At 64.4% G+C, this 24888-nt stretch carries 20 protein-coding genes; 9 read left to right on the plus strand and 11 right to left on the minus strand.

Annotation, left to right across the window (positions count from 1 at the left end):
- Positions 1–4: 4 nt before the first annotated feature.
- The 3 genes from ACQ4WS_RS11560 to ACQ4WS_RS11570 all read right to left on the minus strand — a co-directional run bounded on the left by ACQ4WS_RS11560 (position 5) and on the right by ACQ4WS_RS11570 (position 4762).
- Positions 5–622 carry an AIM24 family protein gene (locus ACQ4WS_RS11560; protein ID WP_436476341.1) on the minus strand — a complete coding sequence of 206 codons (618 nt, stop codon included), beginning with the start codon at positions 620–622 and terminating at the stop codon, positions 5–7.
- A gap of 158 nt (positions 623–780) precedes the next feature.
- Entirely contained in the window at positions 781–3945 is a 3165-nt protein-coding gene (locus ACQ4WS_RS11565) for a S8 family serine peptidase (RefSeq protein ID WP_436476343.1), read from the minus strand.
- A gap of 1 nt (position 3946) precedes the next feature.
- On the minus strand, positions 3947–4762 hold the full coding sequence (locus ACQ4WS_RS11570) for an NF038120 family PEP-CTERM protein (RefSeq protein WP_436476345.1): 816 nt from the start codon (positions 4760–4762) through the stop codon (positions 3947–3949).
- 436 nt (positions 4763–5198) lie between these two features.
- Between ACQ4WS_RS11570 and ACQ4WS_RS11575 the strand changes: the two genes are divergently transcribed.
- Both ACQ4WS_RS11575 and ACQ4WS_RS11580 read left to right on the plus strand, forming a co-directional pair.
- Complete coding sequence (locus tag ACQ4WS_RS11575; RefSeq protein WP_436476347.1) at positions 5199–6107, plus strand: histidine kinase; 909 nt, start codon at positions 5199–5201, stop codon at positions 6105–6107.
- Positions 6108–6112: 5 nt separating this feature from the next.
- The gene (locus ACQ4WS_RS11580; protein WP_436476349.1) at positions 6113–6787 is read left to right on the plus strand and encodes a response regulator; all 675 of its coding nucleotides are present in this window, start codon (positions 6113–6115) and stop codon (positions 6785–6787) included.
- Between the two features lie 128 nt (positions 6788–6915).
- Here ACQ4WS_RS11580 and ACQ4WS_RS11585 read toward each other — a convergent pair whose 3' ends face one another.
- Together ACQ4WS_RS11585 and ACQ4WS_RS11590 are read right to left on the minus strand one after the other, a co-directional pair.
- Positions 6916–9417: a TonB-dependent receptor gene (locus tag ACQ4WS_RS11585; RefSeq protein ID WP_436476351.1), complete on the minus strand. Its 2502-nt coding sequence runs from the start codon at positions 9415–9417 to the stop codon at positions 6916–6918.
- A 104-nt stretch (positions 9418–9521) separates the two neighbouring features.
- A complete protein-coding gene (locus tag ACQ4WS_RS11590) occupies positions 9522–9983 on the minus strand; it encodes an Lrp/AsnC family transcriptional regulator (RefSeq protein ID WP_034784295.1) in 462 nt (153 codons plus the stop codon).
- A gap of 99 nt (positions 9984–10082) precedes the next feature.
- Between ACQ4WS_RS11590 and ilvB the strand changes: the two genes are divergently transcribed.
- Positions 10083–11849, plus strand: coding sequence for a biosynthetic-type acetolactate synthase large subunit (ilvB, locus tag ACQ4WS_RS11595; protein ID WP_436476354.1), 1767 nt, complete (start codon positions 10083–10085; stop codon positions 11847–11849).
- A 91-nt stretch (positions 11850–11940) separates the two neighbouring features.
- Here ilvB and ACQ4WS_RS11600 read toward each other — a convergent pair whose 3' ends face one another.
- The gene (locus ACQ4WS_RS11600; RefSeq protein WP_436476356.1) at positions 11941–12798 is read right to left on the minus strand and encodes a helix-turn-helix domain-containing protein; all 858 of its coding nucleotides are present in this window, start codon (positions 12796–12798) and stop codon (positions 11941–11943) included.
- Positions 12799–12911: 113 nt separating this feature from the next.
- On the opposite strand from ACQ4WS_RS11600, the gene ACQ4WS_RS11605 reads away from it, so the two are divergent.
- The 5 genes from ACQ4WS_RS11605 to ACQ4WS_RS11625 are packed head-to-tail and all read left to right on the plus strand — an operon-like array spanning position 12912 to position 16373.
- A complete protein-coding gene (locus ACQ4WS_RS11605) occupies positions 12912–14366 on the plus strand; it encodes a cytochrome P450 (protein WP_436476358.1) in 1455 nt (484 codons plus the stop codon).
- Between the two features lie 4 nt (positions 14367–14370).
- Positions 14371–14865: a GNAT family N-acetyltransferase gene (locus ACQ4WS_RS11610; RefSeq protein ID WP_436476360.1), complete on the plus strand. Its 495-nt coding sequence runs from the start codon at positions 14371–14373 to the stop codon at positions 14863–14865.
- Entirely contained in the window at positions 14862–15221 is a 360-nt protein-coding gene (locus ACQ4WS_RS11615) for a nucleotide pyrophosphohydrolase (protein WP_436476362.1), read from the plus strand. The genes ACQ4WS_RS11610 and ACQ4WS_RS11615 overlap by 4 nt, the downstream gene beginning before the upstream one ends.
- A 49-nt stretch (positions 15222–15270) precedes the next feature.
- Positions 15271–16068 (plus strand): hypothetical protein, encoded by a 798-nt coding sequence (locus tag ACQ4WS_RS11620; protein ID WP_436476364.1) that lies wholly within the window; start codon positions 15271–15273, stop codon positions 16066–16068.
- Positions 16065–16373, plus strand: coding sequence for a hypothetical protein (locus ACQ4WS_RS11625; protein ID WP_436476366.1), 309 nt, complete (start codon positions 16065–16067; stop codon positions 16371–16373). The genes ACQ4WS_RS11620 and ACQ4WS_RS11625 overlap by 4 nt, the downstream gene beginning before the upstream one ends.
- A 35-nt stretch (positions 16374–16408) precedes the next feature.
- Here ACQ4WS_RS11625 and ACQ4WS_RS11630 read toward each other — a convergent pair whose 3' ends face one another.
- The 3 genes from ACQ4WS_RS11630 to ACQ4WS_RS11640 all read right to left on the minus strand — a co-directional run bounded on the left by ACQ4WS_RS11630 (position 16409) and on the right by ACQ4WS_RS11640 (position 21779).
- Positions 16409–18070 carry a methyl-accepting chemotaxis protein gene (locus ACQ4WS_RS11630; RefSeq protein ID WP_436476367.1) on the minus strand — a complete coding sequence of 554 codons (1662 nt, stop codon included), beginning with the start codon at positions 18068–18070 and terminating at the stop codon, positions 16409–16411.
- 441 nt (positions 18071–18511) lie between these two features.
- Positions 18512–20662: a DEAD/DEAH box helicase gene (locus tag ACQ4WS_RS11635; protein WP_436476369.1), complete on the minus strand. Its 2151-nt coding sequence runs from the start codon at positions 20660–20662 to the stop codon at positions 18512–18514.
- A 271-nt stretch (positions 20663–20933) separates the two neighbouring features.
- Complete coding sequence (locus ACQ4WS_RS11640; RefSeq protein WP_436476371.1) at positions 20934–21779, minus strand: alpha/beta fold hydrolase; 846 nt, start codon at positions 21777–21779, stop codon at positions 20934–20936.
- Positions 21780–21913: 134 nt separating this feature from the next.
- Between ACQ4WS_RS11640 and ACQ4WS_RS11645 the strand changes: the two genes are divergently transcribed.
- The gene (locus tag ACQ4WS_RS11645; protein ID WP_436476373.1) at positions 21914–23530 is read left to right on the plus strand and encodes a M28 family peptidase; all 1617 of its coding nucleotides are present in this window, start codon (positions 21914–21916) and stop codon (positions 23528–23530) included.
- Between the two features lie 91 nt (positions 23531–23621).
- On the opposite strand, the gene ACQ4WS_RS11650 is transcribed toward ACQ4WS_RS11645, so the two are convergent.
- A complete protein-coding gene (locus ACQ4WS_RS11650) occupies positions 23622–24038 on the minus strand; it encodes an SRPBCC family protein (RefSeq protein ID WP_070217725.1) in 417 nt (138 codons plus the stop codon).
- Between the two features lie 129 nt (positions 24039–24167).
- On the minus strand, positions 24168–24866 hold the full coding sequence (locus ACQ4WS_RS11655) for a dienelactone hydrolase family protein (protein ID WP_436476375.1): 699 nt from the start codon (positions 24864–24866) through the stop codon (positions 24168–24170).
- Positions 24867–24888 lie beyond the last annotated feature (22 nt).

Genomic DNA, 24888 nt, shown 5'->3' on the forward strand with positions numbered 1-24888 from the left:
TGACTTAACGTTCGGCGGGCTGGATGAACACCACGCCCTGGCCTGTGAATTTGTGCTGGTACGATTCGCCCGAGCTCTGGCCGATCATGGTGCGCCAGTTGACATCAAAAACGAATTCCTGGCGGATATCGCCCTTGAAGCCGACGAAGGCGTCCGGGTCCACGCGCAGCGGATGCGCCGGCGTCACTTCCAGCATGATCAGGTTGCCGCGCGAAATGACGGCCAGGTTGCCATTGCCTTCGACGGTAGTGGAAAACAGGCCCTGGCCCGAGCTGGCGCCGCGCAGGCCCGCAAAGCTGGTGCCCGTCTTCAGGCTCGTATCGTAGGCCAGCAGGCTGCTGCTTTCGATGGTCAGCTTTTCGCCGGCCAGCGCCATGACGGTGATCTCGGCCGCATTCTGCGCGAAAAACACCGTGCCGCTGCCTGAAGCCTGCATCACTTGCATGCCTTCGTTCGTCACCTTGCGCTTGAGCGCGCCGAAGATGCCCTCGCCACCGAGCAGGGACTTTTCAAATTTGATGGCGCCCGTATAGGCGACCATGGCGCCGGCAATCGCCAGCACTTTTTCATCCTGCAGGCGCACTTCCAGCAGGCGGTCGGTATTGGTGCGGAAACTGGTCACGCGCGACTCCCCAAGAATGCCAGGGCACAAAGCCATGGCTATGCGACAAGATACCGGGGGCGTTACCGCCATGCAAGTGCTATTCCTCCCGAACGGGGGTGAATAAATAAAAAAAAGGCGTGCCCGGAGGCACGCCTTGCGTTCACACAATGAACGGTTTAGTCAGCCAGCACCGGCCTGGCGCCGCGCGCGTTCTGGAACAGCGGCACGGGATCATTGGTATTGACCTCGACCACCGTCACGCCCTGCAGCACGCCGCCCACCTGGTAGCCGACGGCACCCAGGTGACGCTTGCCTTCGGCCAGGTTGGACCAGCTCAGCGAGACAGTCGCGGTGCCACCCGTGTAGGCCGTGCCCGGCATGAGCGCCTTGAAGCTGCCATTGTTCAAGCCCGGCGCCAGCACCCACGACGACAAGGTGTAGTCGGCCTGGCCGTTTTGCGGCGCATAACCGATCACGCACACCTTGTAGGTGCCAGCGGCAGGCAGACGCAGTTCCACTTGCTCATTGGAACTTTCATTGCCGCTGCTGCCGACCAGCACATTGGCGGCGTTGTAGACCTCCATGTCCATGTCGGTATTCGCGCCGCCCGTCGTTTCCGCATCGTAGGTGGCAAAGCGCGCCGCCAGGGTGCCGGCCGGGATCACCACGTTGTGCACGTTCACGCCCGTCGCGCCACCGGCCTTGCAGGCAGCCGATGCGGCAGCGCCCGTCGCTGCCTGACCAATCGTGCGCGCCTGGCGCACGGCTTCCACGAGACCCGACTTGACGCCTACCAGCGCGCCCGTGAAGCCCGTGCCCAGGGTCAGCACCTTGCTGCCCGTGGCCGCTTCGCTGCTGACCAGCGGAATGGCGGCCAGCGAGGTGCCGCGCGCCGTCAGCGGGCTGCGCACCGTATGCGTGCCATCCGTCCAGCTCAGGGCGCCGTAGGTCCAGGTATTGGCCGGCGCCGTGGTGCGCGTCAGCTTGACCTGGTACTGGCCCTTGGCGCCCGGTGCCAGACTCAGGCTCGTTGGCATCACCGCCACCGTATAGCCGGGCAGGCTGGCCGAGACGTTGTAGACGGCGCTGCTGGCGCCCACGTTGGTTACCGTGCGCGTCAGCGTTTGCGTGCCCAGCACATTGGCCGCCGTCAGCGACGCCAGGTTCAGGTTATAGGCCGGGATGGTGCCGATGGCCTGGCAGGTGGCGGCGCTGTAGACCTTCAGGTTCAGGCCGCACAGGAAGCGCGCATAGTCGATTTCCGACATGTCGTACACGAGGCCGGGATCGGCCGCGCTGTTCGGCGCGATATGGCCGGCGCCCTGGCCCCATGGCAGCTGGCCCGAGTTCTTCGCCGTGGCATCCCACGATACGGAACCGTTCAAGCCATCCGAATAGGTGCTGAAGGCCGTCGTCATCAATGCCGACTTGATGGCCGCGGGCGACCAGTCCGGGTGCTGCTGCTTGAGCAGTGCCGCCACGCCGGCCACGTGCGGGCTGGCCATCGAGGTGCCGGAATAGAAATCCCACTCGGCCGCTGGCGCCACGCCGCCTGCCGCCACGGCATCGCGCTGCGCCTGCGTCAGGTCGGCCGTCACGCCGGCCAGCACGTTGGTGCCGGGCGCCGACAGGTCCGGTTTCAGGATGTTCGCGTTGGCCACGTTCGGCCCGCGCGAGGAACGGTCGCTGACAATCGGCGCCTGCACCGTGGTGTCGGCGATGGTATGGATTTCGCCCAATGCGGCCGTGCCGTCCGGATTGGACGCCATGAAAGCCTTCAGCGCGTCGCCCTGCGCCTGCGCCAGGTGCACGGTCGACAGCGCGTGCGCCTGGTTGATGACGGTGTTGGCGCCGCCTGCCACGTTGGCGATGACCACGCCCGCCGCGCCGGCCGTCTTCGCATTCGCGCTCTTGTTGACCAGCACGTTGCCGCCACGGTCGCACACGAGTACCTTGCCCGCCACTTTCGCCGGATCCAGATAAGCCGAGGTGACATCGGCAGCGCCGAAGCAGCGCAGCAAATTGACGTCCGTCGGCAGCACGCCGGCCAGGCCCGCGTCGCGCGAGCGGATCAGCGGCAGCGCCGGCGTCTTCGCATTGCTCGATGCGCCTTCCAGCTTGCTGCCGTTGCTGAGGATGACATTGCCCGCGTACAAGCGGTTGTGGGTGGAATTGGCTACCGTTGCCAGCCACGGGCTGATGTGCGACACGGGCGCCGGCACGTCGGGTGCGGGCGTGGCCGGGCCGGAATTGCCGCCCGACGTGGCGACAAACACGCCCGCCGCCGCCGCGCCGAGGAAGGCGACTTCCGTCGGCTCGTCGAAGGCGCCGCCGCCCGCGTTCGGGCCGATGGAGAAGTTGATGACGTTCACGCCATCCTTGACCGCCTGGTCGATGGCGGCCACGCTGTCGGCCGTGGCGCAACCGTTACGGCCCGTCGAGGCAGCCGTCCAGCACACTTTATAAGCGGCGATGCGGGCGCGTGGCGCCATGCCCGAGGCCTTGCCCAGCGATACGCCGTTCGAGGTGGCGATGGCGCCATTGTTGCCGCCGGCCGTGGAGGCCGTATGCGTGCCATGGCCGCCGTGTCCCGTCAGGCCGGCGACGGAATCGCGCGGCGACAAGAATTCCGTCCAGTGCAGCGCCGAGGTGGCGGCGCGGTAGTAGCGCGCACCGATCAGCTTGTTGTTGCAATTCTCGGCGGAAAATCCCTCACCCGTCTGGCAAGCGCCTTGCCAGCTGGCCGGTGGCGCGCCGTACACGACGTTGTTGCCGCTGTGGCTGGGCACGCCGTTCTCGTCGAGGCGGTCGGCAAAGGCCGTATTCTCCGGCCAGATGCCGCTGTCGACGATGCCGATGATGATGTCTTCACCGGCGTGCGCCTTGCCGCCCAGCTGCTCCCAGATGCCGCCCGGCTTGTCCAGGCCCAGGAAGCTGGGCGTGTAGCTGGTGTCGAGCTGCAGGATGGAATCGGCGCTGATGCTGGCCACGCCGCTGTTTTTCTTCAGGGCCCGCACTTCATCGTCCGTCAGCAAGGCGGAAAAGCCGTTAAAGACGACGCTGTACTGGTGCGTGATTTCCGCCGCGCTGACGGTGCCGGCCACGGCGGCCTGCTTGGTGTCGAGGTAGCTCAGGTAAGCCTGCACATCGGCGGCGCCCACGTTGATGCGCGCGCCCGGGGCCGGCTTGGTGGCCGCCAGACCGTCGACCTGGCCCGTGTAGGTGGCGGCCGGCTTGTCGACCAGCTGCACGATGTAAGAGCGGCGTTCCTGCGCCTGTGCCGCTTGCGCCAGGCTGGCGGCCAGCAGGAGGATAGCGAGTGAAACGGGACGTAATTTCATCTCACGCTCCTTGCACGGTGGAAGCTGCGAACTTGCCGCTGCGGCGGCGCGACAGCATGCCGATGGCGCCCAGGCCGGCCAGCATCAGCATATAGGTCGACGGTTCCGGCACGGCGCTGATGTTGATATTGTCGAGCGCAAACTGGCCCTGGTTAAAGGCGGGGAAATCGAGGGAATTGCTGCAGGCGCCAGTGTCATTGAAAATGCAGGCGTTGAAGGTCAGGCCCGTAAACGCATAGTTGCTGAAGCCGCCCAGCAGGGAAGCGCTCTGGAAATGGTAATTGCCATCGCTGCCCTGGCCGGGAAACGCCAGCGAGGTGCTGACCACCTGGCCGTTGCTGAGGGTGCCGCTCAGCTGCAGTTCGCCCCACTGCATGTTGGGCAAGCCGGAGACGGGGGCGATGAAGGAATAGTCGAAACCGGCCAGGCTGAACGCCTGGCGGTCGGCACGCGCGAAATTCACGCCGCCATCATTGAGGATGGCCAGATAATTGCCGCTGGCGCCCTGCGGGCAGGCAGCGATATCGCACGAGGAACCCACGCGGCCATCGAGGATGGCGCCAACGCCGCTGACGCCGCCGCCGGCAGCCGTGGTCGGGTCGGCCAGGAACAGCAGGTTATAGCTCGACGTATTGAGTGTCTGGCCGCTTTCATACACATCGGGGCGCAAGTTGTCGAAGCTCAGGACACCGGCCAGGGCCGGGGCCGAGGCCAGCACGGACAAGGTGGCCAGCGTGGCCAGGATGGTGGTGCGACCGCGGGTAGCGGATGGAGTGGCGGTGGCGGGCGATACCCGCGCATGTGATGAACGATTCATTCTATTCCCTTGATTGTTGTGGATAGATAGGTCGGCAGGTCTGACGCCCGCTTTCAGCTTTTTCACAAAAGTGTCAACAAATATAGCAAATCGCATAAAACAAATATCATATTTTTAATATCATTTATTTATTTTTTATCTAACTCCACGAAACTTTGTTTTGTTTTATCTATGAAACTTTGAGGAATCTCAACGTTACATTTGGACAACAATGCATCACACTACAGACGTGTGCGCCAGCACGCCGGTCCGACTTCAGATAAGCTCGAAAACCGCGCCTGCCGCCTTGTCATCGCCCGTCACATCGCGGTACACCTGTTCCATCCTGGAACAGTTATCCACCCACACCGCCCCGCATGACGCGCCCTGTGCCCCCTGCGCCTATGGCATGAAGCTTGCACAACAAGGACATCGACCGTGCTCAGGGAGCAGCATCATGCAACACCATCAACCTGGCGCCCAGGCAAGCGCGCACACCCGGCCGCGCCGGACCATCCTGCTGTGCTGCGCGCTGGCGCTGGCTTTTTTCCTGCTGGCCGCCAGGCTGGATATGGCGGAACGGCTGACGCACGCGCTCTGGCGCCAGGAACACTGGCAACTCGATGAACTGGCCCTGAGCCTGCTGCTGCTGGTACTGGCGCTGGCCGGCTATGCCGTGCGGCGCGGACGCCAGGTGGCGCTGCTGCTGGCGCAAAACCGCGCCCTCACGCAGCGCCTGCTGCGCGCCCAGGAAGAGGAGCGCTGCGCGCTGGCGCGCGAGCTGCACGATGAAGTGGGGCAAGACTGCACGGCCATCCGCGCCGCCGCCAGCTATATCCTGCGCGCGCGCGATGGCGACCAGGCGAACGTGCAGGCGTGCGCCGCCAGCATCGCCCGCTCGTCGGAAGCGCTGCACGCGATGGTGCGCAGCATGCTGCGCCGGCTGCGTCCGCCCGTGCTCGACAGCCTGGGCCTGGAAGCGGCCCTGCAGGCGCTATGCGACAGTTGGGCCCAGCAGCACGGCATCGTTTGCCATTTCGCGCCGCACGCCATTCCCGCCGACCTCGACGACAGCACCGCCACCGCCATCTATCGCCTGGTGCAGGAAAGCTTGACGAACGTGGCGCGCCACGCGGGCGCCAACCGGGCCACGGTGGAATTGCGCGCCGATGCGCACGGCTTGCTGCACCTGGCCATCGAAGACAATGGCCAGGGTTTGCGCCCGGACAAAACGCCAGCAGATGGTTTCGGCATGCTGGGCATGCGCGAGCGCGTGGCCGGCTTGCGCGGCCATATCCGCTGGATCAGCGCGCTGGGCAAGGGCTTGCGCATCGAAGTGGCCCTGGCGGCACGGTGCGCGCCATGAACGCCATGAGCGTAATGAGTGGCAATATGCAGCCGATCCGCGTGATGCTGGTGGATGACCACCCGGTGGTGCGCACGGGCTACCGCCGCCTGCTGGAACAGGGCGGCGACATCGCCGTCGTGGCCGAGGCGGGCAATGGCGAGACGGCGTATGCCTTGCATCTGCAACACGCGCCCGACGTCTGCGTGACGGATTTGTCCATGCCCGGCATCGGTGGCCTGGAATTGCTGCGCAAGCTGCTCGCCCGCGACGCCAGCGCCCGCGTGTTGGTCTTCAGCATGCACGACACGCCGCAGCTGATCGCGCGCGCCCTCGACGGCGGCGCCTGTGGCTTCATCAGCAAGCAAGCCGACCCGGAACACCTGGTCGATGCCGTGCGCGCCGCCCACGCGGGCCGGCGCTACCTGGACCCGCACAGCGCACCGGGCGTGCTGCAAGGCACGGCCCGCATGGAAGCGCAGCGCTTGAGCAGCCTGAGCCAGCGCGAATTCGAAATCTTCCGCCTGCTGGCGGAGGGCCGCAGCGCCGCCGACTGCGCACGCCTGCTGCACGTGAGCAGCAAGACAGTGGCCAACCACCAGACCTGCATCAAGGAAAAGCTCGACGTGCCCGGCCCCGCCGCTTTGGTGCACCTGGCCTTGCGCAATGGCGTCATCGAACACGTTCAGCCGAATGCCTGACCAAACCTACTGCGCGGCGCGCTTTGCGGCCTGCGATGCTCACCGTACTAGAGTACGGTTGCGCTTCTTAGCCACAAATCCCATCCGCTCGCGACGGTTTTGTCAAGCATCTTGAGTGTCAAGAAAACCTAATTAAATACATAGCGCAAGCCCGCATTCACGCTGCGCGGCGCGCCGGCCGCATAAAACGTCGCATTGACCATCGGATACGCGCCGTTCACGGCGGGCAGCGGCCGGGCAATGAAATTGCCGTTGGCATCAAAACCCGTCGCGCCCAGCTGGGCCGCCGTCGCATATTTGCGGTCGAACAGATTATTCACCTGGGCAAATACGCTCAGCTGCGGCGTCAGCTGGACTTTGCCATTCAGTTCAAAGACCGCGTAGCCGCCGCTCTTGCCCGCGCCCAGGTACGACGCCCCGCCCGCCTGGTGCTGGTTGTTTTCATTGCCGCGCGCATACGCGCTCGACACGGCCGTCATGGCCAGGCCCACCGTCCAGTCGCGTCCGCCCTGATAGTCCAGGTGCGCCTTGAAGATATGGCTGGGCGTCAGCGGAATACGGTTGCCCGGCGTAATGACGATATTGCCTTCCAGGCCGGGCGCGTCCGCATCGCTGCTGCTGTTGGCGCTGCCATTGACGGTTTCCCGGCTTTGATACGTCGCCTGCAGCCACGTGTAGTTGACGCCGAAGTCCAGCGCGCCCGCCTTGCCGTCCGCCGCCAGCTCCACGCCCTGGTGGCGCGTCTTGCCGAAATTCTTGAAATAACCAAAACCGGCCTGGTTGTCGGCCACGAACAGGATATCGTCGTGGTTTTCCGCGCGGAACACGCCTGCGCTCCAGCTGGCCACGTTGGCGAACTTGCCACGCATGCCCGTTTCCCACGTCTTCGTCACCACCTGTTTCAAGGGCGGGTCGCCGGCCATGGCGTTGGGCAGGCGGCAGGGGTTTTCCGGGTCGGCGCAGCCGAGTTCGATGGCCGTCGGCGTGCGGCTGCCTTCGTTGTAGCCGAGATAGGCGCTCATGCCCGCAGCCGGGGCATAGGCCAGGCCGATGGCGGGATTGAAGCGGCTGAAACGGTGGTCGCCGTCGAGCGAACCGCTGCCGCCACCGGGCGTGATGGCGTCGCGGTTGCGCACCGTGCTGCGGTTGTAGCGGCCGGAGAGGGTCAAGGTCAATGCTTGATTGAGCGCAATACTGTCGCTCGCATATACGCTCCAGGTGCGCATGCGCCCGCTCAAGTCGACCCGGTTGTCGACCGGCGTGCCATCGTCGTCGATCTGCGTGCCGTCGGCAAAGAATGCGACGGGCGTGATGCTGCGGTCGGCGTTCAGGTAGCCGAACTGGCTGGTCTGGCGGAAGGTGGCGTGGCTGGCATCGAAGGCCGCGCCGGCCGTGACGGCATGGCGCGCGCCCGCCACGTCGGCCAGCACGGTGAACTGGCCCGAAAAACCATAGTTTTCCTGCTCAGTATGGCTGCGGTTGATCATGCCGTTGCACTTTTCGGCCGGCTCATCGCTCAGCAGCACGTTGCCGATACAGCGCCACTTCGGAAACGGCGTATTCGACGCATTTGCCCCGCTGGCGGGAAAGCCCGAGTAGCCGGCCGCCGCCAACGCCGCCCGCTCGGCCGCGCCGGGCTGGTAGACGGCCTGGTCGAGCGACTCGTCGTTCAGGTCGCCGTTAAACGTGTGCGTGTCAATCTTGCGGTAGTACACATTGCCGGACAAGAGCAAGGCCGCGCCGGCCTGGTGCTTGGCCGTCAGGTTCAGCAGGGTCGACTTGTTTTGCGTCAAGTCCGGCTTGGTGTAGACGCTGCGGTAATCGCGCGCCAGCAGGCGCTGTTCCTGCAAGCCATTGCCCGTCAGCGCGTTGTCCGCGTGGGCCATGCTAGCGGCTATGTCCGTGCGCGCATCGCTCCAGCCCAGCTTGCCAAACTCCTGACGCACGTCGGACGGTGACTCGTCGCGCCAGCCATCCTCCTTGAAGCGGTTGCCCGTCACATACCAGTGCCAGCCCTGCGCATTGCTGCCGCCATGCTCAACTTCGACGGCGCGTCGCTGGTGCGAACCCAGGCGCGCCTCGATGGCGGTGCCGGGACTGCTCCTGCCATCCTTCGTTTGCAGGGCCAGCGCGCCGCCCAGGGTGTTCAAGCCAAACAGCGGATTCGAGCCGGGCATCAGGGTCAGCGAGGCTATGGCCATGCGCGGGATCAGGTCCCAGCTGACGACGTCGCCAAACGGCTGGTTCAACCGCATGCCATCGAGATACACGGACAGTCCTTGCGGCGTGCCCAGCAGGGGCGAAGCCGTGTAGCCACGGTAGCTGACGTCGGGCTGGAAGGGGTTGTTCTGCACCTCGTTTACGACCACGCTACCCAGGTTGCGGCGCAGAAAGGCGGAGAGATCGAGCGCGCCGCTGCGGGCGATCTGCTGCGCGCTGGCCGTCTGCACGGGCGCGGCGAACGTGTCGCGCGGCTGCTCCACGCTGGGCAAGGGCATGCTGCCCGTGATGATGACGGTGGGCAAATCGCCCGCTGCGGCCAAGTTCGCGGCCAGGCTGGCGACAGCCGGCTCGGCAGCCTGCGCCTGGCACAGTGCCATGGCAGCGGCGGCGAATAGAGTCAGTCTCATGCGTATCCCCGATTTATAGTGGTTTTTATTACTGGCCAGTATCGGACAGCCACCTGGGATGAACTAGGGAAAAACTCCCGCCGTGCGGGGAAGGGGTAGCAAAGTCAGCGCTGCAGCGGCAAGTAACTCTGTTTGAGCTGGCGCAAGACAAAGCTCGATTTGCTGTGGCGGATGCCGGGAATCTTATACAGGCGCTCGCGCAGCAGGCGCTCGTAGTCGCGCGTGTCGCTGACGGCGATGCGCAGGTAGTAATCGTAGTCGCCGGAGACGAGAAACGCTTCCAGCACTTCCGGGATCATGGCCAGCGCGTGGCCGAATTCGAACAGGGCCTGGTCGGAATGGTCGTCCAGGGTGACTTGCACGATGACGGTGTCGGCCAGCCCCACCTTGGCCGCGTTGACATTCACCGTGTAGCCTTCGATGACGCCATCGTCTTCCATGCGCTTGATGCGCGCCCAGCACGGCGACGAGGTCAGGCCCACCTTGGCGCTCAGCTCGTGCAGGCTGATGCGGGCATCCTGCTGCAAGGCCGTCAGGATGGCGAGGTCGAATTTATCCAGCTTCATTCTGTCATATCCTTATTTCACAGCAAATTTTACTGAATATCGCATTCTATACGAGAAAACCAGCAGCCTTTTCTGCCAGGGCAAGCAGAAAATAGAGCCATGAAACCCGATCCCGCTCCCCTCCTCGCTCCCGCCCACGATCTTGCGCCGCGCAACGGTGCCAGCACCCTTATCGACGCCCTGCTGGCCCTGGGCGTCGACACCGTCTTCGGCTACCCGGGCGGCGCCGTGCTGCCCCTGTACGACGCGCTGCACGCCCAGCCCCGCTTGCGCCACGTGCTGGTGCGCCACGAACAGGCAGCCGTGCACGCGGCCGAGGGTTACGCGCGCAGCACGGGCCGGCCCGGCGTCGTCTTCGTCACGTCCGGCCCCGGCATGAGCAACACCACCACGGGCTTGCTCGACGCCCTGTGCGATTCGATTCCCCTCATCTGCATCAGCGGCCAGGTGGCCAGCACCAGCATCGGCACGAACGCCTTCCAGGAATGCGATGCGCTGGGCATCTCGCGCCCCGTCACCAAGTGGAACCGGCAAATCCGCACGGCCGACGAGACGGCGGCCGTGGTGCAGGAAGCTTACGCGCAGGCCACGCAAGGCCGGCCCGGCCCCGTGCTGATCGATTTTCCCAAGGATATGCAGCTGGCGCAGGTCGCGGCAAGCACGCCGCTGCTGCCCGCAGCAGCAGCAGCAGCAGCAGCAGCGGCCGCGCCCCTGCCCGACAGCCCTGACCTGGAACGGGCCGCCAGCCTGATCGCCAGCGCGCGCCAGCCCGTATTCTATGGCGGCGGCGGACTCATCAATTCCGGCCTGGATGCCTGCGCGACCTTTCAGCAATTGGTGAAGCTGGCAGCCGCGCCGTGTACCTTGACCCTGCTGGGCCTGGGCGCCTTTCCCGCCTCGCATCCGGCCTTCCTCGGCATGCTGGGCATGCACGGCACCCTGGAAGCGAACCTGGCCATGCACCACGCGGACCTGATCGTCTGCGTCGGCGCCCGCTTCGACGACCGGGTCACGGGCCGGCTGGATGCCTTTTGTCCTGGCGCAAAGATCATCCACATCGATATCGACCCGGCCTCCATCGGCAAGGTGGTGCGCGCCGACGTGGCTTTGCGCGGTGATTGCGCGCCCGTGCTCGCCGCCCTGCTGGCGCAGCTGCGCGGACGCTTGCTGGCGGACCGCCAGCCGTGGTGGCAGCGCATCGATGGCTGGCGCGCGCAGGACTGCCTGGCATTCGACGACACGCCGGAGGTGATCGCGCCGCAGGCGCTGATGCAGCGGCTGCAGGCAGCCTTGGACGGACAGGACGCCATCGTGTCCACCGACGTGGGCCAGCACCAGATGTGGGCGGCGCAGCATGTGCGCTTCGAGCAGCCGCGCCGCTGGCTGACCTCGGGCGGCGCCGGCACCATGGGCTATGGACTGCCAGCCGCCATCGGCGCGCAGATCGCCCATCCCGAGAAATGCGTGGTGTGCGTCAGCGGCGACGCCTCGATATTGATGAATATCCAGGAACTGGCCACGGCCGTGCAGCACCGCCTGCCCGTCAAAGTGGTATTGTCGAACAATGGCGCCATGGGCATGGTGCGCCAGTGGCAGGAACTGCACCACGGCGAGCGCTACAGCCACAGCTACACGGAAGCGCTGCCCGATTTCGTCGCCCTGGCGCGGGCGTTCGGCTGGCAAGCGCACACGGTGAGCCGGCGCGAGGAACTCGACGCAGCGCTGGCCGCCTGCCTGACATCCGAAGGCCCCTACTTCCTCGACGTGCGCGTGCACGGCGCAGAAAACTGCTTCCCCATGCTGGCCCCCGGCGCGGGCCACCATGAAGTCACGCTATCCAAGGGAAAAGTGTACAGCGAACGGTAGGTCGGATTAGCGGCAACGCCGCGTAATCCGACACCACCACCGGCCTCGCCAACGACGTTGTCGGATGACGGTCCTTCGGACCTAATCCGACTTACGTCCAAATTCGGTAGACCCAGTAACTTTCATCCTCGCGGCTGGCGCGCGCCAGCTCCGTGGGGCTCAAGCCCGTGATGGCGCGCACCTCGCGGCACAGGTGGGCCTGGTCGGCGTAACCGCCCTCGGCAGCGATATCGCTCCATGAGGCATTGCCTTGCAGCATGGCCTCGCGCGCGTCGAGAAACGACTGTTCCGCGCGGCGCATGCGGCGCAGGGTGCGCATGGGCTGGCCGGCCCAGGCCTTGATGCGGCGCTCGATATTGCGCGCGCCACTGGCCAGGCCCGTCGATGCCGCCTGCACGCCAAGGCGGCGCACCCAGTCCTGCACGGCGCCGGCAGGATGGTCGCCGCTCTTGCGCGCCGCCTGCCAGCGCGGCGCGAGAAAATCCTCCACCAGCCTGACGCGGGCCGCGTCGTCGGGTGCCGCCAGCACGGCATCGGACAGCGCCAGCCAGGCGGCATCGAACAGCGCGTCGAGCGGGCGAAACTGGTCCAGCAAGGCATCCATCGACACGCCCGTCAACGCATGCAGGGCGGCTGGATAAAACATCACGATAAACGAATGCACGGGACCGGGGTTGTAGCTGACCAGCGGATACGAACGGGGCCCGCCGAACAGCGCGGGCGGCATGCGCACGTCCGGCAGCGACAGGCCCGGTGCGGCCGCTTCCACGTCGCCGGCGACGGTCCAGATGATGCTGCACATGGGCGCAGCGGGAAAACGGTTCAGGCGCTGCGCCGGCGGCAACGGCACGCAACGCGTGGTGTCGCGCACGAGGAAGGCGCGCACACAGGAAGCGAGCGCGGTGCGCGGCGCGATCAGGCGGGTCAGGGGCGTCGGGGCGGCAGGCATGGTGCCGATTGTACCGGCAATTTCTGGCTGCGCGCGATGTCGTATTCGTTCAAGACGCGGGCGCGCAAGCGCGCTACAGTGATGTCATTGTCGCCATCCACCAGGAGTACGCCATGCCCCCGCTCGACCACGCCGCCGCGCCCGCCGCTATCCCACCTGTTGCACGGCCGCTGCGCCAGATCCGCCGCTTGCCGGGGCCATTCGCCCTGCCCATCGTCGGCAACAGCCTGCAGATCAAGCTCACGCGCATCCACCGCGACGTGGAACAGTGGGTGCAGCGCTACGGCCCCTACATGCGCGCCTGGTTTGGCCGCACCCTGGTGCTGGTGGTGGCCGACAGCGAGGCCGTGGCCGCCGTGCTGCGCGACCGGCCCGACGGTTTCCGCCGCCCCCTGAGCAGCTCCATCGTCTCCGAGGAAATGGGTGGCATCCCCGGCCTGTTCCTGGCCGAGGGCACGGAATGGCGCAATCAGCGCCGCATGGTCATGGCCGGCATGGCGCCCGGCGCCATCAAGGCTTATTTCCCCGCGCTGGTGACGGTGGCGCAGCGCCTGCAGCGGCGCTGGCATCTTGCCGCCACGCAAGGCCAGGCGATCGATCTGGACGGCGACCTGAAACGCTACACGGTCGACATCATCGCCGGCCTGGCCTTCGGCACGGAAGTCAACACGCTTGAATCGGGTGAAGACGTAATCCAGCGCCACATGGATGACATCCTGCCCGCCGTGGCGCGGCGCAGCCTGTCCATGTTCCCGTACTGGCGCTATGTCAAGCTGCCCGTCGACCGCCGGCTGGATCGCGACGTGGCAGCCCTTTCCGCCGCCGTGGCCGACCTGGTGCAGCAGGCGCGCACGCGCATGGCGCGCGACCCGGCGCGCCGCGAACGTCCGCCCAACTTGCTCGAAGCCATGATCGCCGCCGCCGACCTGGAAGGCAGCGGCGTGACCGACCGCAACGTGGCCGGCAATGTGCTGACCATGCTGCTGGCCGGTGAAGACACGACGGCCAACACGGTGTCCTGGATGATTTACTTGCTGCAATGCCATCCGCACACCCTGGCGCGGGCACGCGAGGAAGTGCGGCGCCTGGCGCCCGACGTGGCCCATTTCACGATCGAGCAGATGGAGTGCCTCGACTACCTGGGCGCCTGCGCCAGCGAAGCCATGCGCTTGAAGCCGGTGGCGCCCTTCCTGCCCGTCGAGGCGCTGCGCGACACGGTCATCGGCGACATCGCCGTGCCGGCCGGCACCCTCGTGTGGTGCGTGATGCGCCACGACACGGTGTCCGATGCGCACTTTCCCGACCCGCAAGCCTTCCAGCCCGAGCGCTGGCTGGCCGAAGGCGGCGAGGCGAACAACAAGCGCGCCGCCATGCCCTTCGGCGCCGGCGTGCGCACGTGCCCCGGCCGCTACCTGGCCTTGCTGGAAATCAAGATCGCCATGGCCATGCTGCTGGGCAGCTTCGACATCGCCGGCGTCGACACGCCGGACGGCGGCGAGGCGCAGGAACTGATGGGTTTTGTGATGTCGCCCATCGGCCTGACCATGCGCCTGGCGCGGCCGCAGTGATACCATGGGGGCAATCTCAGTCAACGTGCGTTCCCCCATGCAAATTCACCTGGAATCGCCGCAGCAAGCCGACGTGCAAACCCTGATCGCCGAGCTTGATGCCTATCAACAGACGCTGTATCCGGCCGAGTGCGTGTATGCGCTCGACCTGGCATCGTTGCCGCCGGACACCCTGCTATTTGCCGTCGCCCGCGATGCGGCCGGCACGGCGCGCGCCTGCGGCGCCATCGTCGTCACGCCCGATTTCGGCGAGCTCAAGCGCATGTACGTGCACCCGGACAGCCGTGGCCTGGGCCTGGCCAGACGCTTGCTGGCCCTGCTGGAAGAGCAGGCGCTGGCGCGCGGCTGCCGCTTGCTGACGCTGGAGACGGGCATCCACCAGCCCGCAGCCATCGCCCTGTACGCGCGCCACGGCTACCAGCGGCGCGGGCCGTACGGCGACTATCCCGACGACCCATTCAGTGTCTTCATGGAAAAACCGCTGCAGGTGGCGGCATGAGCGCGCCCGCCGACAGCCTGACGGACATCCGCGCGCGCCTGCGCGCCTTTGCCGACGAGCGCGACTGGGACCAGTTCCACACGCCAAAGAACCTGGCCATGGCCCTGTCCGTGGAAGTGGCGGAACTGGTGGAACACTATCAGTGGCTGCCCACGGGCGCGGACGCCGAGCTGGACGATGCCAAGCGCACGGGGATCCGTCACGAACTGGCCGACGTGCTGATGTACCTGGTACGCCTGGCCGACAAGAGCGGCGTCGACCTGCATGGGGCCGTGCTGGAAAAGATGGAACTCAATGCGCAAAAGTACCCGGCGCAGCAGGTGCGCGGCGATGCGCGCAAATATAGCGAGTACTGAGACACCCACCCGTGCGTGGCTGCCGCGCAAAAAGGCGTAGCATCAAGCCATGCGCACTGACCACCCTCTTCTGCTGACTCTGCTGACGCTGCTGCTCCACGGCCCTATTGCGCTGGCGCAAAATGCGCCCGTGCCGCAAGTCAAAGTCGATGCCACGCGCGACCCCGTGGATAAATCCTACCGCAAGATGCTGCAGGGCATGGACCGCTTCGAACGCGACCATGCACTGGCGCCGCATGCGGTGCTGCGCTTTCGCTTGCTGCCGCGCCAGCCCGGCGTGGACATGACGGGCGTGCAGCTGCGCATCGCCGGCGACAGCGTCAGCATCCCCTTGCCCTTGGCCGAAGACAACAGCTTTGCCCCCGTGCGCAACGCACAAGCGGCGCGCGAGGACGCCGTGCTGATCGCCAACCGCAAGGCCACCAGCATGAGCTGGCGCGCGCAAGTCATCACGCCCGGCTTGCCGCCCGGCACGCGGCGACTGGGCGACTTGCGTCTGGAATGCCGCGCCGGCATGGATTCCGGGCTGATCTCGAACGACCCGCAAATCATCGCCTGGCTGTCCAGCATGCTCTACAGCACCGACAAGGTGTGCTCCGAGCCGGACGGCAATTACTTGTTTTTCACGGAGCGTCCCCTGTTCGGCGTGGCCCTCGTGCATGGCGAACGCAGGGTGCCGCTACCGTTCACCATGCTGTACGCGGGCGGCGAGCAGACGTCCGCCTCGCTGCCCTATTGCGATTGCCAGGTCTTGCTTGACCGCACGTATTACGCACCCCTGTGGGATGCCAGCTGGCCCGACGATACTTTGCTGGAATTTACTTATATGGACGAGGTGGCGCCATGAAGTGGCTGGTATTTCCCGTGCTGGCATTGCTGGCCGCCTGCTCCGGCACGCGCGCCTTGCAGGCAAGCAAGAATGTCCCGTACGTCACCCTGGAGCAGACGGTGCAGCCGGGCAGCAGCACGCGCGAACAGCTGCGCGCGGCGCTGGGAGACAGCACGGCCATCCGTTTCGACAGCGGCAATGAAGTGTGGATGTACAGCTACCCGGCCGCTGCTGGCGCGCAGGGCGAGTATGTCATTTTGTTTGGCGGGGATGGGGTGGTGAAGAAGGTACGCAGCGGCCAGGTGTACCAAGTGCGCAAATGACCCCCGCCAGCGTTGCGCTGGCGGGGGTGGCATGCTTATCTTGCCTTCAGCAAGGCACGCGAGGCCATGCCCGCGCCCACGCTGGGGCTGCGGCCTACGCCGGCAACCTTGCGCTTGGGCGACGTCTTCAATTTAAAGATGCCGATCGACTGGGCCACGCTGTCGGTGCGCTGCGCCAGGTTGGTGGCGGCAGCCGCCGCCTGCTCCACCAGCGCCGCATTTTGCTGCGTGATGCCATCCATCTGAATGACAGCCTGGTTGACTTGCCCGATGCCCTGGTTCTGCTCGCGCGTGGTGGAAGAAATCTCGTCCATCACTTCCGTCACGCGGGCTACCGAGGCGATCACTTCCGTCATGGTGGCGCCCGCATTGCTGGTCAGCACGCTGCCCGCATTCACCGTGGCGATCGAATGGTCGATCAGATTCTTGACTTCCTTGGCCGCCGTCGCCGAGCGCTGCGCCAGGCTGCGTACTTCACTGGCCACGACGGCGAAGCCGCGGCCATGCTCGCCCGCGCGCGCCGCTTCCACAGCCGCGTTCAAGGCGAGAATATTCGTCTGGAAGGCGATGCCGTCAATCAAGCCGATGATGTCGAGAATCTTGCGCGACGAGGTGCTGATTTCATTCATCGTGGTGACCACTTCGCTGACGATGGTGCCACCCTTGGCCGCGACAGTGGACGCCTGCGCCGCCAGGTCGTTGGCCGTGGCCACGTGGTCGGCGCTGTTTTGCACCGTGGACGTCAGTTCTTCCATGCTGGCCGCCGTCTGCTCGAGGCTGGAGGCCTGCGATTCCGTACGGCTGGACAGGTCCATATTCCCGGTGGCAATTTCCGCCGTGGTGATGCGGATATCCTCGAAATTGGCGCGCACGTCGCCGATGATGCTGTGCAAATTGATATTCGTCTGGCGCAAGGCCGCCATCAATTGGCCCATGTCGTCGTCGCGAACCTTGTCGATAACGCCCGTCAAGTCGCCACCGGCCATCTTGCGTGCCACGCTGATGGCGTCGCCCAACGGTGCGACGAGGGAATTGTGCAGATGGGCCCAGAAATACAGCATCAGCGCGACGGCCGCGGCGGCAGCGCCGCTGAGCCAGCTGCGCGTGGCCGTGCTCGTGTCGCCGTCGATATTCCACACGGCGCAGCCGAGGATGGCCAGCACCACGCCGAAGACGATGCAATGCAGGGCCAGATCTTGCGACAGGGTCAGCTTGCGCCACTCGGCCAGCTTGGCGGCCCAGCCCTGGCGCACGACGCGGCCATTGCGGATCGCCAGCTTGGCAGAATTTCCATCTTTGAAACTTTTATACAGGGCTGCCGCTTCGTTGATCTGCTCGCGCGTGGGCTTGGTGCGCACGGACATGTAGCCGATCGGGCGGCCGTTTTCGATGACGGGCGTGATATTCGCAAAGACCCAGTAAAAATCGCCATTCTTGCAGCGGTTCTTGACCATGCCGGTCCATGGCATACCCGTCTTGATGGTATTCCACAGGTCGGCAAACGCTTCGGCCGGCATATCGGGATGGCGCAGGATATTCTGTGGCGCACCCAGCAATTCCATTTCTGAAAAACCGCTGACTTCAATGAAATACTGATTGGCGTAATTGATGTTCCCCTGTAAATCCGTAGTGGAAACAATCGTCATGCCTTCATTTAATACGTATTCATTTTGCGTGATAGGCGTATTGACCCGCATCGTCGCTCCTCTATTTTTTTCAACTAGCATAACAAAAAGATAAAAACAATATACCACATCAAGCACCCATGATATATCGCCCCGGAGACAATGACATGCGTCAAAAAATTTAATAAAAGCCAATTTACTTATATTTTAGAATTTACTTTAATTTAACTTGATTGATTTTATTGAATGCAAAATTCAAAATGCGCGCGGACACAATAATTAATAAAAAATTATGTATCGATGCGACAGGCAATAAAGACGGTGTTTACGCCGATAAAAAGGCACGGAGGGGCGGCGATAATGGCCGGCACATGGCGGCACCTGCCACCGGCCATAAGGCGGCAAGCATATTCATTTCTTGACAGGAAATAAAAACTGGCGCGAGTGCGCCAGTGGGGGATGTGTCTCCAATCCGCTACACAGGCGCCGGGGAGGCGCCTGTGTAGCGGTGGTTTACTTGAACGTTTTGCGCGGCGACTTCGGACGCGGTGGCGCAGGTTTACGCTCCGTCGTGCCGTCATCGAGGCTGATGCGCAGCTTCTGGCCCGAAACCACGACCGATTTCAGGTGGTCGAGGATTTCCGGCGGCATGCCTTCCGGCAGGTCCAGCACGCTGTAGTTGTCAAAGATATCGATGCGGCCGATATGCTTGGCTTCCAGGTTCGCTTCGTTAGCGATGGCGCCAACGATGTTGCTTGGCGTCACGGCGTGTTCACGGCCCACTTCGATGCGGTAAGCCGTCACGCCCGGGCGTGGACGTTCCTTCTTCGGCGCGCGCGGCGCTGGTGCTGCGTCGCCCGCGTCCGCCGGCGCATCCTTGAACGCTGGCGCGGACTTGGCGGCAAACGGCTTGCGTGGCGCGGCTGGCGGCGCCAGGTCCGGTGCATCGCCGTCACGGCTGATGCGCAGCTGCTGGCCGGCTACCCACACGGTTTTCAGCTGGTCCAGCAATTCTTTGGGCATGCTGTCTGGCAAGTCCAGGACGCTGTAGTCGTCATAGATTTCGATGCGGCCGATGTTTTTCGAATCGATGCCCGCTTCGTTGGCGATGGCGCCCACGATATTGCCCGGTTTCACGCCATGCTGATGACCTACCTCAATACGGAAAGTTTGCATGCCGGCGTCGGCTGGACGTTGAATGCGTTCCTTTTTCGGGAAGGCCGGGCGTTCGCTGCGCTCGTTACGTTCGAAGCGGTCGCCCCGTTCCGGACGGTCATTGCGCTCAAAACGGTCTTGGCGCACAGGACGGTCGTCTTGCCACGTGGCTTGCTCGCGCGCCTTGTTCTTGTCCAGCAGCAGCGGCGTATTGCCACGCGCCATCTTCGCCAGGGCGGCGGCGATTTCGATGGCGGGAATGTTTTGCTCGCGTTCGAAATCTTCGATCAGCGACTGGAACTGCTCCAGTTCGCCCAGAGCCAGGGTTTCGCTGATCTGTTCCTTGAACTTGGCGATACGCACGTCGTTGACAGCCTGTATCGTTGGCAGTTCCAGCATGCCGATCGGCTGGCGGGTCGAGCGTTCGATGGCTTTGAGCAAGTTCTTTTCACGCGGGGTGATGAACAGGATCGCCTCGCCGCTGCGGCCGGCACGGCCCGTGCGGCCGATGCGGTGGGTATAGCTTTCCGGATCGTGCGGCACGTCGTAGTTGACGACGTGGCTGATGCGTTCGACGTCCAGGCCACGAGCGGCCACGTCGGTTGCCACGAGGATGTCGATCTTGCCGTCTTTCAACTGCTGGATCGTGCGCTCGCGCTGCGCTTGCTGGATATCGCCGTTGATGGCGGCAGCCGAGAAGCCACGGGCTTGCAGCTTGCCGGCCAGCTCTTCCGTGCCCAGCTTGGTGCGGGCAAAGATGATCATGCCGTCAAACACTTCCGCTTCCAGGATGCGGGTCAATGCGTCCAGCTTGTGCATGCCCGACACCAGCCAATAGCGCTGGCGAATGTTGTCGGCCGTGCCCGTCTTGGCGGCGACCGTCACTTCGGCTGGATTGACCAGGTAGGTGGTGGCGATGCGCTTGATGACGGAAGGCATGGTGGCCGAGAACAGGGCCGTTTGATGGCCATCCGGCGTTTCTTTCAAGATGCGTTCGACATCATCGATAAAGCCCATGCGCAGCATTTCATCGGCTTCGTCCAGCACCAGCGTCTTCAGCTTGGACAGGTCGAGCGAACCCTTGTCCAGGTGATCGATGACGCGGCCAGGGGTGCCGACGATGACATGCACGCCGCGACGCAGGGCCGACAGCTGCGGGCCGTAGCTTTGGCCGCCGTAAATCGGCAGCACGTGGAAGCCGGGGATGTGCGCGGCGTACACCTGGAACGCTTCGGCGACCTGGATGGCCAGTTCGCGTGTCGGTGCCAGGACCAGGGCTTGGGGTGAGCTTTGTTTCAGATCAATGCGCGACAGGATAGGCAAGGCGAAGGCGGCGGTCTTACCCGTGCCTGTTTGCGCCTGGCCCAGCACGTCGCGGTTAGCGAGCAATAATGGAATCGTGGCCGCCTGGATAGGCGACGGTGTTTCGTAACCGACATCCTTGAGCGCGCGAATCAGCGGCTCGCTCAGGTTAAGGTCGGAAAATAAGGAAATTGGTGTATCAGACATGAAATCACTCACAAGTTCGCTCGAATCGCCCAATGCGAAAGAGTGTATCTGCTAGTTTACTCTTTACTGGACCTTACCGGGTGGCTGCATGCCGCAGAACGCCGTTTTTTGCGGCATATCTACCGAAAAAAGGCAGAGAAATCGGTGATCCGCGCGCAATTGGCGCGTGATTTTGCCAACATTAAACGATACACAACAATCTGCCGACTGCGCCTGTTCCATGCGGCAACAGCAACGGCGGGCGCCTCGATTCGATGGCGCCCGCCCCCTTTCAGGTGCGCAAGAACTCCAGCAAGTCCTCGTTCAAGCGGTCCTTGTGCGTCGTCGCCAGGCCGTGCGGCGCGCCCGCATATACGAGCAGCTTGCTGCCGATGATGAGCTCAGCCGTGCGCCGCGCCGAGGCGGCAATCGGCACGATCTGGTCGTCGTCGCCATGGATCACCAGGGTCGGCACGTCGAATTTGGCCAGGTCGCTGGTGAAATCCGTCTCGGAAAATTGCTTGATGCACAAATAGGATGCCGGCATGCCCGCCTGCATGCCTTGACGCCAGAAGCTGTCGCGCACGCCCTGCGATGGCTTCGCATCGGGCCGGTTGTAGCCATAGAAGGCTACGCTCAAGTCGCGGAAGAAGGCGCTGCGGTCCGCCTGCACGCCGGCGCGGATGGCATCAAAGGCGGACAGCGGCAAGCCCAGCGGATTGTCCGGCGTCTGCAGCATCAGCGGCGGCACGGCGCCCACCAGCACGGCGCCGGCCAGGCGAGCCGTGCCATGGCGGCCGATATAGCGCGCCACCTCGCCACCACCCGTCGAATGGCCCACCAGGGTGGCGCCCGTCAAGTCCAGCGCGGCGATCAGGGCGGCCAGGTCGTCGGCATAGGTATCCATGTCATTGCCGTCGAAGGGCTGGCTGGAGCGGCCATGGCCGCGCCGGTCGTGCGCGATGACGCGGTAGCCGTGCGAGGCCAGATAAAACATCTGGTCTTCCCAGGCGTCGGATGACAATGGCCAGCCGTGGCTGAAGACGACGGGCGGGCCGCTGCCCCAGTCCTTGTAGTAGATCAGGGTGCCGTCGGCGGTACGCAGGGTATTGCTCGATTGCAAGTCAGTGGCAGTCATGGAACGCTCCTTGTCGGTGGACCAGAAGCCATTGTGGCCGCAATGGCGCGCGCACGCCGCGCGCTACGCCAGAGCATTGCGATAGAGTAAGATTGCCGCTGCTTTGCTTTCCCGTATTCACTTTTGGAGTTGTCATGCGTTTTCCCATCGTCCTCGCCGCCAGCCTGTTCAGCACCGCTACCCTCGCCCAACCGCTCGTTGCCGAAGCGCCCCTGCGCGCCCACCTGTCCTTCCTGGCCGATGATTTGCTCGAAGGTCGCGGCACGGGCCAGCGCGGCGGCGACCTGGCCGTGCGCTACCTGGAAACGCAGGCGGCCGTGGCCGGCTTGCAACCACTGAAAGATGGCACGTACCGCCAGGCGCTGACCATCGTCGGCAGCAAGGCCTTGCCATCGAGCACAGTGACCTTCAGCGCGGGCGGCAAGACCTTGTCTCCCGCCTTCGGCCAGGACATCGTCTTCGGCGCGGCCAATGGTCAGCAGAAAGTAGCGTTCGACGCGCCCGTCGTGTTTGCCGGCTACGGCATCCGCGCCCCGGAAGAAAACTGGGACGATTTCAAGGGCGTTGACCTGAAGGGCAAGCTGGTGATCATGATGGTCAACGATCCGCAACCGAGCGCCGCCGAACCAAACCGCTTTGCCGGCAAGTCCCTCACGTATTACGGCCGCTGGGTCTACAAGTACGAGGAAGCGCTGCGCCAGGGCGCGGCCGGCGTCTTGCTGATCCACACGACGGCATCGGCTTCGTATCCGTGGTCGGTGCCGGCCAACGGCTTCGGCCATGAGCGCTTCAACCTGGCTGGCGCGGGCAATGCGATGGAGGGCTGGCTGCAGGAAGACATGGCGCGCACACTGTTCCAGGCCGGCGGACAAGACCTGGACGCCTTGCGCGCGCAAGCCGAAACGCGCGCGTTCCGCCCCGTGGCCCTGAACGCGACGGTCAAGGTGGCACTGAATAGCCAGATCCGCAGCATCGAGCAATTCAACGTGGCCGGCATCGTGCCGGGCACGGACCCGAAGTTGAAGGACGAAGCCGTAATCTATTCGGCCCACTGGGACCACCTGGGCAAGGATGACGCAGGCAGCCAACGCGCCGGGCAAAGCGACCATATCTACAACGGCGCCATCGACAACGCCTCGGGCGCTGCAGCCCTGCTGGCCATGGCGCAAGTGGCCGTGAAACAGCCGGCGCGGCGCACGCAGATCTTCCTGTGGCCGGCCGGCGAAGAAACGGGCATGCTGGGCAGCACCGCCTACACGCGCAAGCCCTTATGGCCGCTGGCCAAGACGGCCGCCGACCTGAACCTCGACAGCATGAATTTCGTCGGCAAGACGCGCGACATCGGCGTGGCCGGCGCCGAGCGCAGCAGCCTGTATGCGAGCGCCGCCAAGGTCGCCAAGCGCATGGGCCTGCGTTTGGCGCCGACGATCCCCGACCTGTCCGGCGCCTTTTACCGGGCCGACCATTTTGCCTTCGCCAAGGCTGGCGTGCCCGCCTTCAACGTAGGCTCGGCCGTGTTTTCCGGCGACGGTTCATTCGACTTCGTCCAGGAGCCGAAAGCCTCAGGCGAGCGCCTGGTCGCGTTTAAAAAGGATTACCATCAGGTAACAGATGAATACCACCCGTCGTGGGACTTGTCGGGCATGGTGCAGCAGGCGCAGTTCACCCTGAACCTCGGCTACGAAGTGGCAAACGACAAGAACTTGCCTACATGGAACAAGGGCGAGGCGTTTGGCAAGGTAAAACGGTAAGCAGATAGCGGGGGAATTAACCCGCAAAGCAAAAAGGCTGGGGTCAGACCCTCAGGGTCTGACCCCAGTATTTGCCGTTGGGCCTGGTAAATCAAATTGCCATGATGCGTTTCAGGTCGACAAACGCCGTTTCGTACAGGTGCTGAAACGCCCCCACCATGACCTCTTCCACGCCTTCGGCCGCGTCGAACTCGCTCGACCATTCCGCCACGCAAGAGGCGGCGCCCGGTTCGCCCGTGACGCGCAGGGTGGAACGGTAATTCTTGACGGGGATCGGGCCCGAGACGATGGTGTAGCTGTAGCTCTTGTCCGCTTCGCTGTAGCTTTGCAGGCGTTCGGCGATGATGGCGCCGTCCGTGGTTTTCAGGCGGCGCACGCGGCCGCCGTGTTCGGACAAGCTGGTCTTGATGGAGCTCGACCATTCAGCCAGCGACTGGAAGCCGCCGATAAAATCCCACACGCGTTCGGCGCTTGCCGCCAATGTTACAGAAACAATTACTTGGGCCATCTTTAACTCGGTTCCTCATCCAGGTTTGCCGGGCATCGCGCCCGGCCGGCCGGAGTTGCCCGGCACAGCCGCTATTTTAGCGCCCACGGGGCTTTGCTGCCGAGTCGATAGCGCTTGCCGCTCTCCCGCTTACAAGTTTTCCGCCAGGAAAATCAGGGAATTGCCATGCGCGTGGGCGGCCGCGCGCTGCTGGTAGCTGTCGCGGTGGGTGCAATTGAAACCGTGCTCGGCGCCCGGGTAGATATGGATTTCCACGTTTTGCCGGTCTTCGAAACGCTCGGCGATCTCTTGCACGGCTTGCGGCGGGATATGGCTGTCCTGGCCGCCGAAATGCATGAGCAACGGCACCTGGATCCGGTCAGCCAGGTCCAGCTTGTTCTGGATGCCGCCGCCGTAATAGGCGATGGCCGCGTCGACCAGGCCGGCCGCAGCCGCTTGATACGACAGCCGGCCGCCGAAGCAGTAGCCGACCGAAGCCAGCTTGCCCGTCACTTCCGGACGCGCGCGCAGGACGGCGACGGTGGCGGCGATATCGGCGTCGGCATGCGGATTGTCGGTCGCCTGCATCAGTTCCACGGCGCGCTTCCAGCCTGCTTCGTCATAGCCCAGCTCGATGTGCGCGCCGGCGCGCCAAAACAGGTCGGGCACTAGCACCACGTAACCATCGGCCGCATACTGGTCGGCCACGGCGCGGATGTGCTCGTTGACGCCGAAAATTTCCTGCAACAGGACGATGGCGGGGCCCTTGCCCACATGCGGCACGGCCAGGTAAGCCTGGAAGCTGCCGTCCGGGCCGGCGATATCGATCCACTGCGAAGTTGTGCTCATAGAAACTCCAGTCTGAGGTTGG

Source organism: Janthinobacterium leeuwenhoeki (assembly GCF_051380795.1).
GTDB lineage: Bacteria > Pseudomonadota > Gammaproteobacteria > Burkholderiales > Burkholderiaceae_D > Janthinobacterium.

What these genes read in the sequence shown, in the direction of transcription:
- ACQ4WS_RS11565 (WP_436476343.1), bottom strand. Translation starts at nt 3,945, where the DNA reads ATGAAATTACGTCCCGTTTCACTCGCTATCCTCCTGCTGGCCGCCAGC.
- ACQ4WS_RS11570 (WP_436476345.1), bottom strand. Translation starts at nt 4,762, where the DNA reads ATGAATCGTTCATCACATGCGCGGGTATCGCCCGCCACCGCCACTCCA.
- ACQ4WS_RS11575 (WP_436476347.1), top strand. Translation starts at nt 5,199, where the DNA reads ATGCAACACCATCAACCTGGCGCCCAGGCAAGCGCGCACACCCGGCCG.
- ACQ4WS_RS11580 (WP_436476349.1), top strand. Translation starts at nt 6,113, where the DNA reads ATGAGCGTAATGAGTGGCAATATGCAGCCGATCCGCGTGATGCTGGTG.
- ACQ4WS_RS11585 (WP_436476351.1), bottom strand. Translation starts at nt 9,417, where the DNA reads ATGAGACTGACTCTATTCGCCGCCGCTGCCATGGCACTGTGCCAGGCG.
- ACQ4WS_RS11590 (WP_034784295.1), bottom strand. Translation starts at nt 9,983, where the DNA reads ATGAAGCTGGATAAATTCGACCTCGCCATCCTGACGGCCTTGCAGCAG.
- ilvB (WP_436476354.1), top strand. Translation starts at nt 10,083, where the DNA reads ATGAAACCCGATCCCGCTCCCCTCCTCGCTCCCGCCCACGATCTTGCG.
- ACQ4WS_RS11600 (WP_436476356.1), bottom strand. Translation starts at nt 12,798, where the DNA reads ATGCCTGCCGCCCCGACGCCCCTGACCCGCCTGATCGCGCCGCGCACC.
- ACQ4WS_RS11605 (WP_436476358.1), top strand. Translation starts at nt 12,912, where the DNA reads ATGCCCCCGCTCGACCACGCCGCCGCGCCCGCCGCTATCCCACCTGTT.
- ACQ4WS_RS11610 (WP_436476360.1), top strand. Translation starts at nt 14,371, where the DNA reads ATGGGGGCAATCTCAGTCAACGTGCGTTCCCCCATGCAAATTCACCTG.
- ACQ4WS_RS11615 (WP_436476362.1), top strand. Translation starts at nt 14,862, where the DNA reads ATGAGCGCGCCCGCCGACAGCCTGACGGACATCCGCGCGCGCCTGCGC.
- ACQ4WS_RS11620 (WP_436476364.1), top strand. Translation starts at nt 15,271, where the DNA reads ATGCGCACTGACCACCCTCTTCTGCTGACTCTGCTGACGCTGCTGCTC.
- ACQ4WS_RS11625 (WP_436476366.1), top strand. Translation starts at nt 16,065, where the DNA reads ATGAAGTGGCTGGTATTTCCCGTGCTGGCATTGCTGGCCGCCTGCTCC.
- ACQ4WS_RS11630 (WP_436476367.1), bottom strand. Translation starts at nt 18,070, where the DNA reads ATGCGGGTCAATACGCCTATCACGCAAAATGAATACGTATTAAATGAA.
- ACQ4WS_RS11635 (WP_436476369.1), bottom strand. Translation starts at nt 20,662, where the DNA reads ATGTCTGATACACCAATTTCCTTATTTTCCGACCTTAACCTGAGCGAG.
- ACQ4WS_RS11640 (WP_436476371.1), bottom strand. Translation starts at nt 21,779, where the DNA reads ATGACTGCCACTGACTTGCAATCGAGCAATACCCTGCGTACCGCCGAC.
- ACQ4WS_RS11645 (WP_436476373.1), top strand. Translation starts at nt 21,914, where the DNA reads ATGCGTTTTCCCATCGTCCTCGCCGCCAGCCTGTTCAGCACCGCTACC.
- ACQ4WS_RS11650 (WP_070217725.1), bottom strand. Translation starts at nt 24,038, where the DNA reads ATGGCCCAAGTAATTGTTTCTGTAACATTGGCGGCAAGCGCCGAACGC.
- ACQ4WS_RS11655 (WP_436476375.1), bottom strand. Translation starts at nt 24,866, where the DNA reads ATGAGCACAACTTCGCAGTGGATCGATATCGCCGGCCCGGACGGCAGC.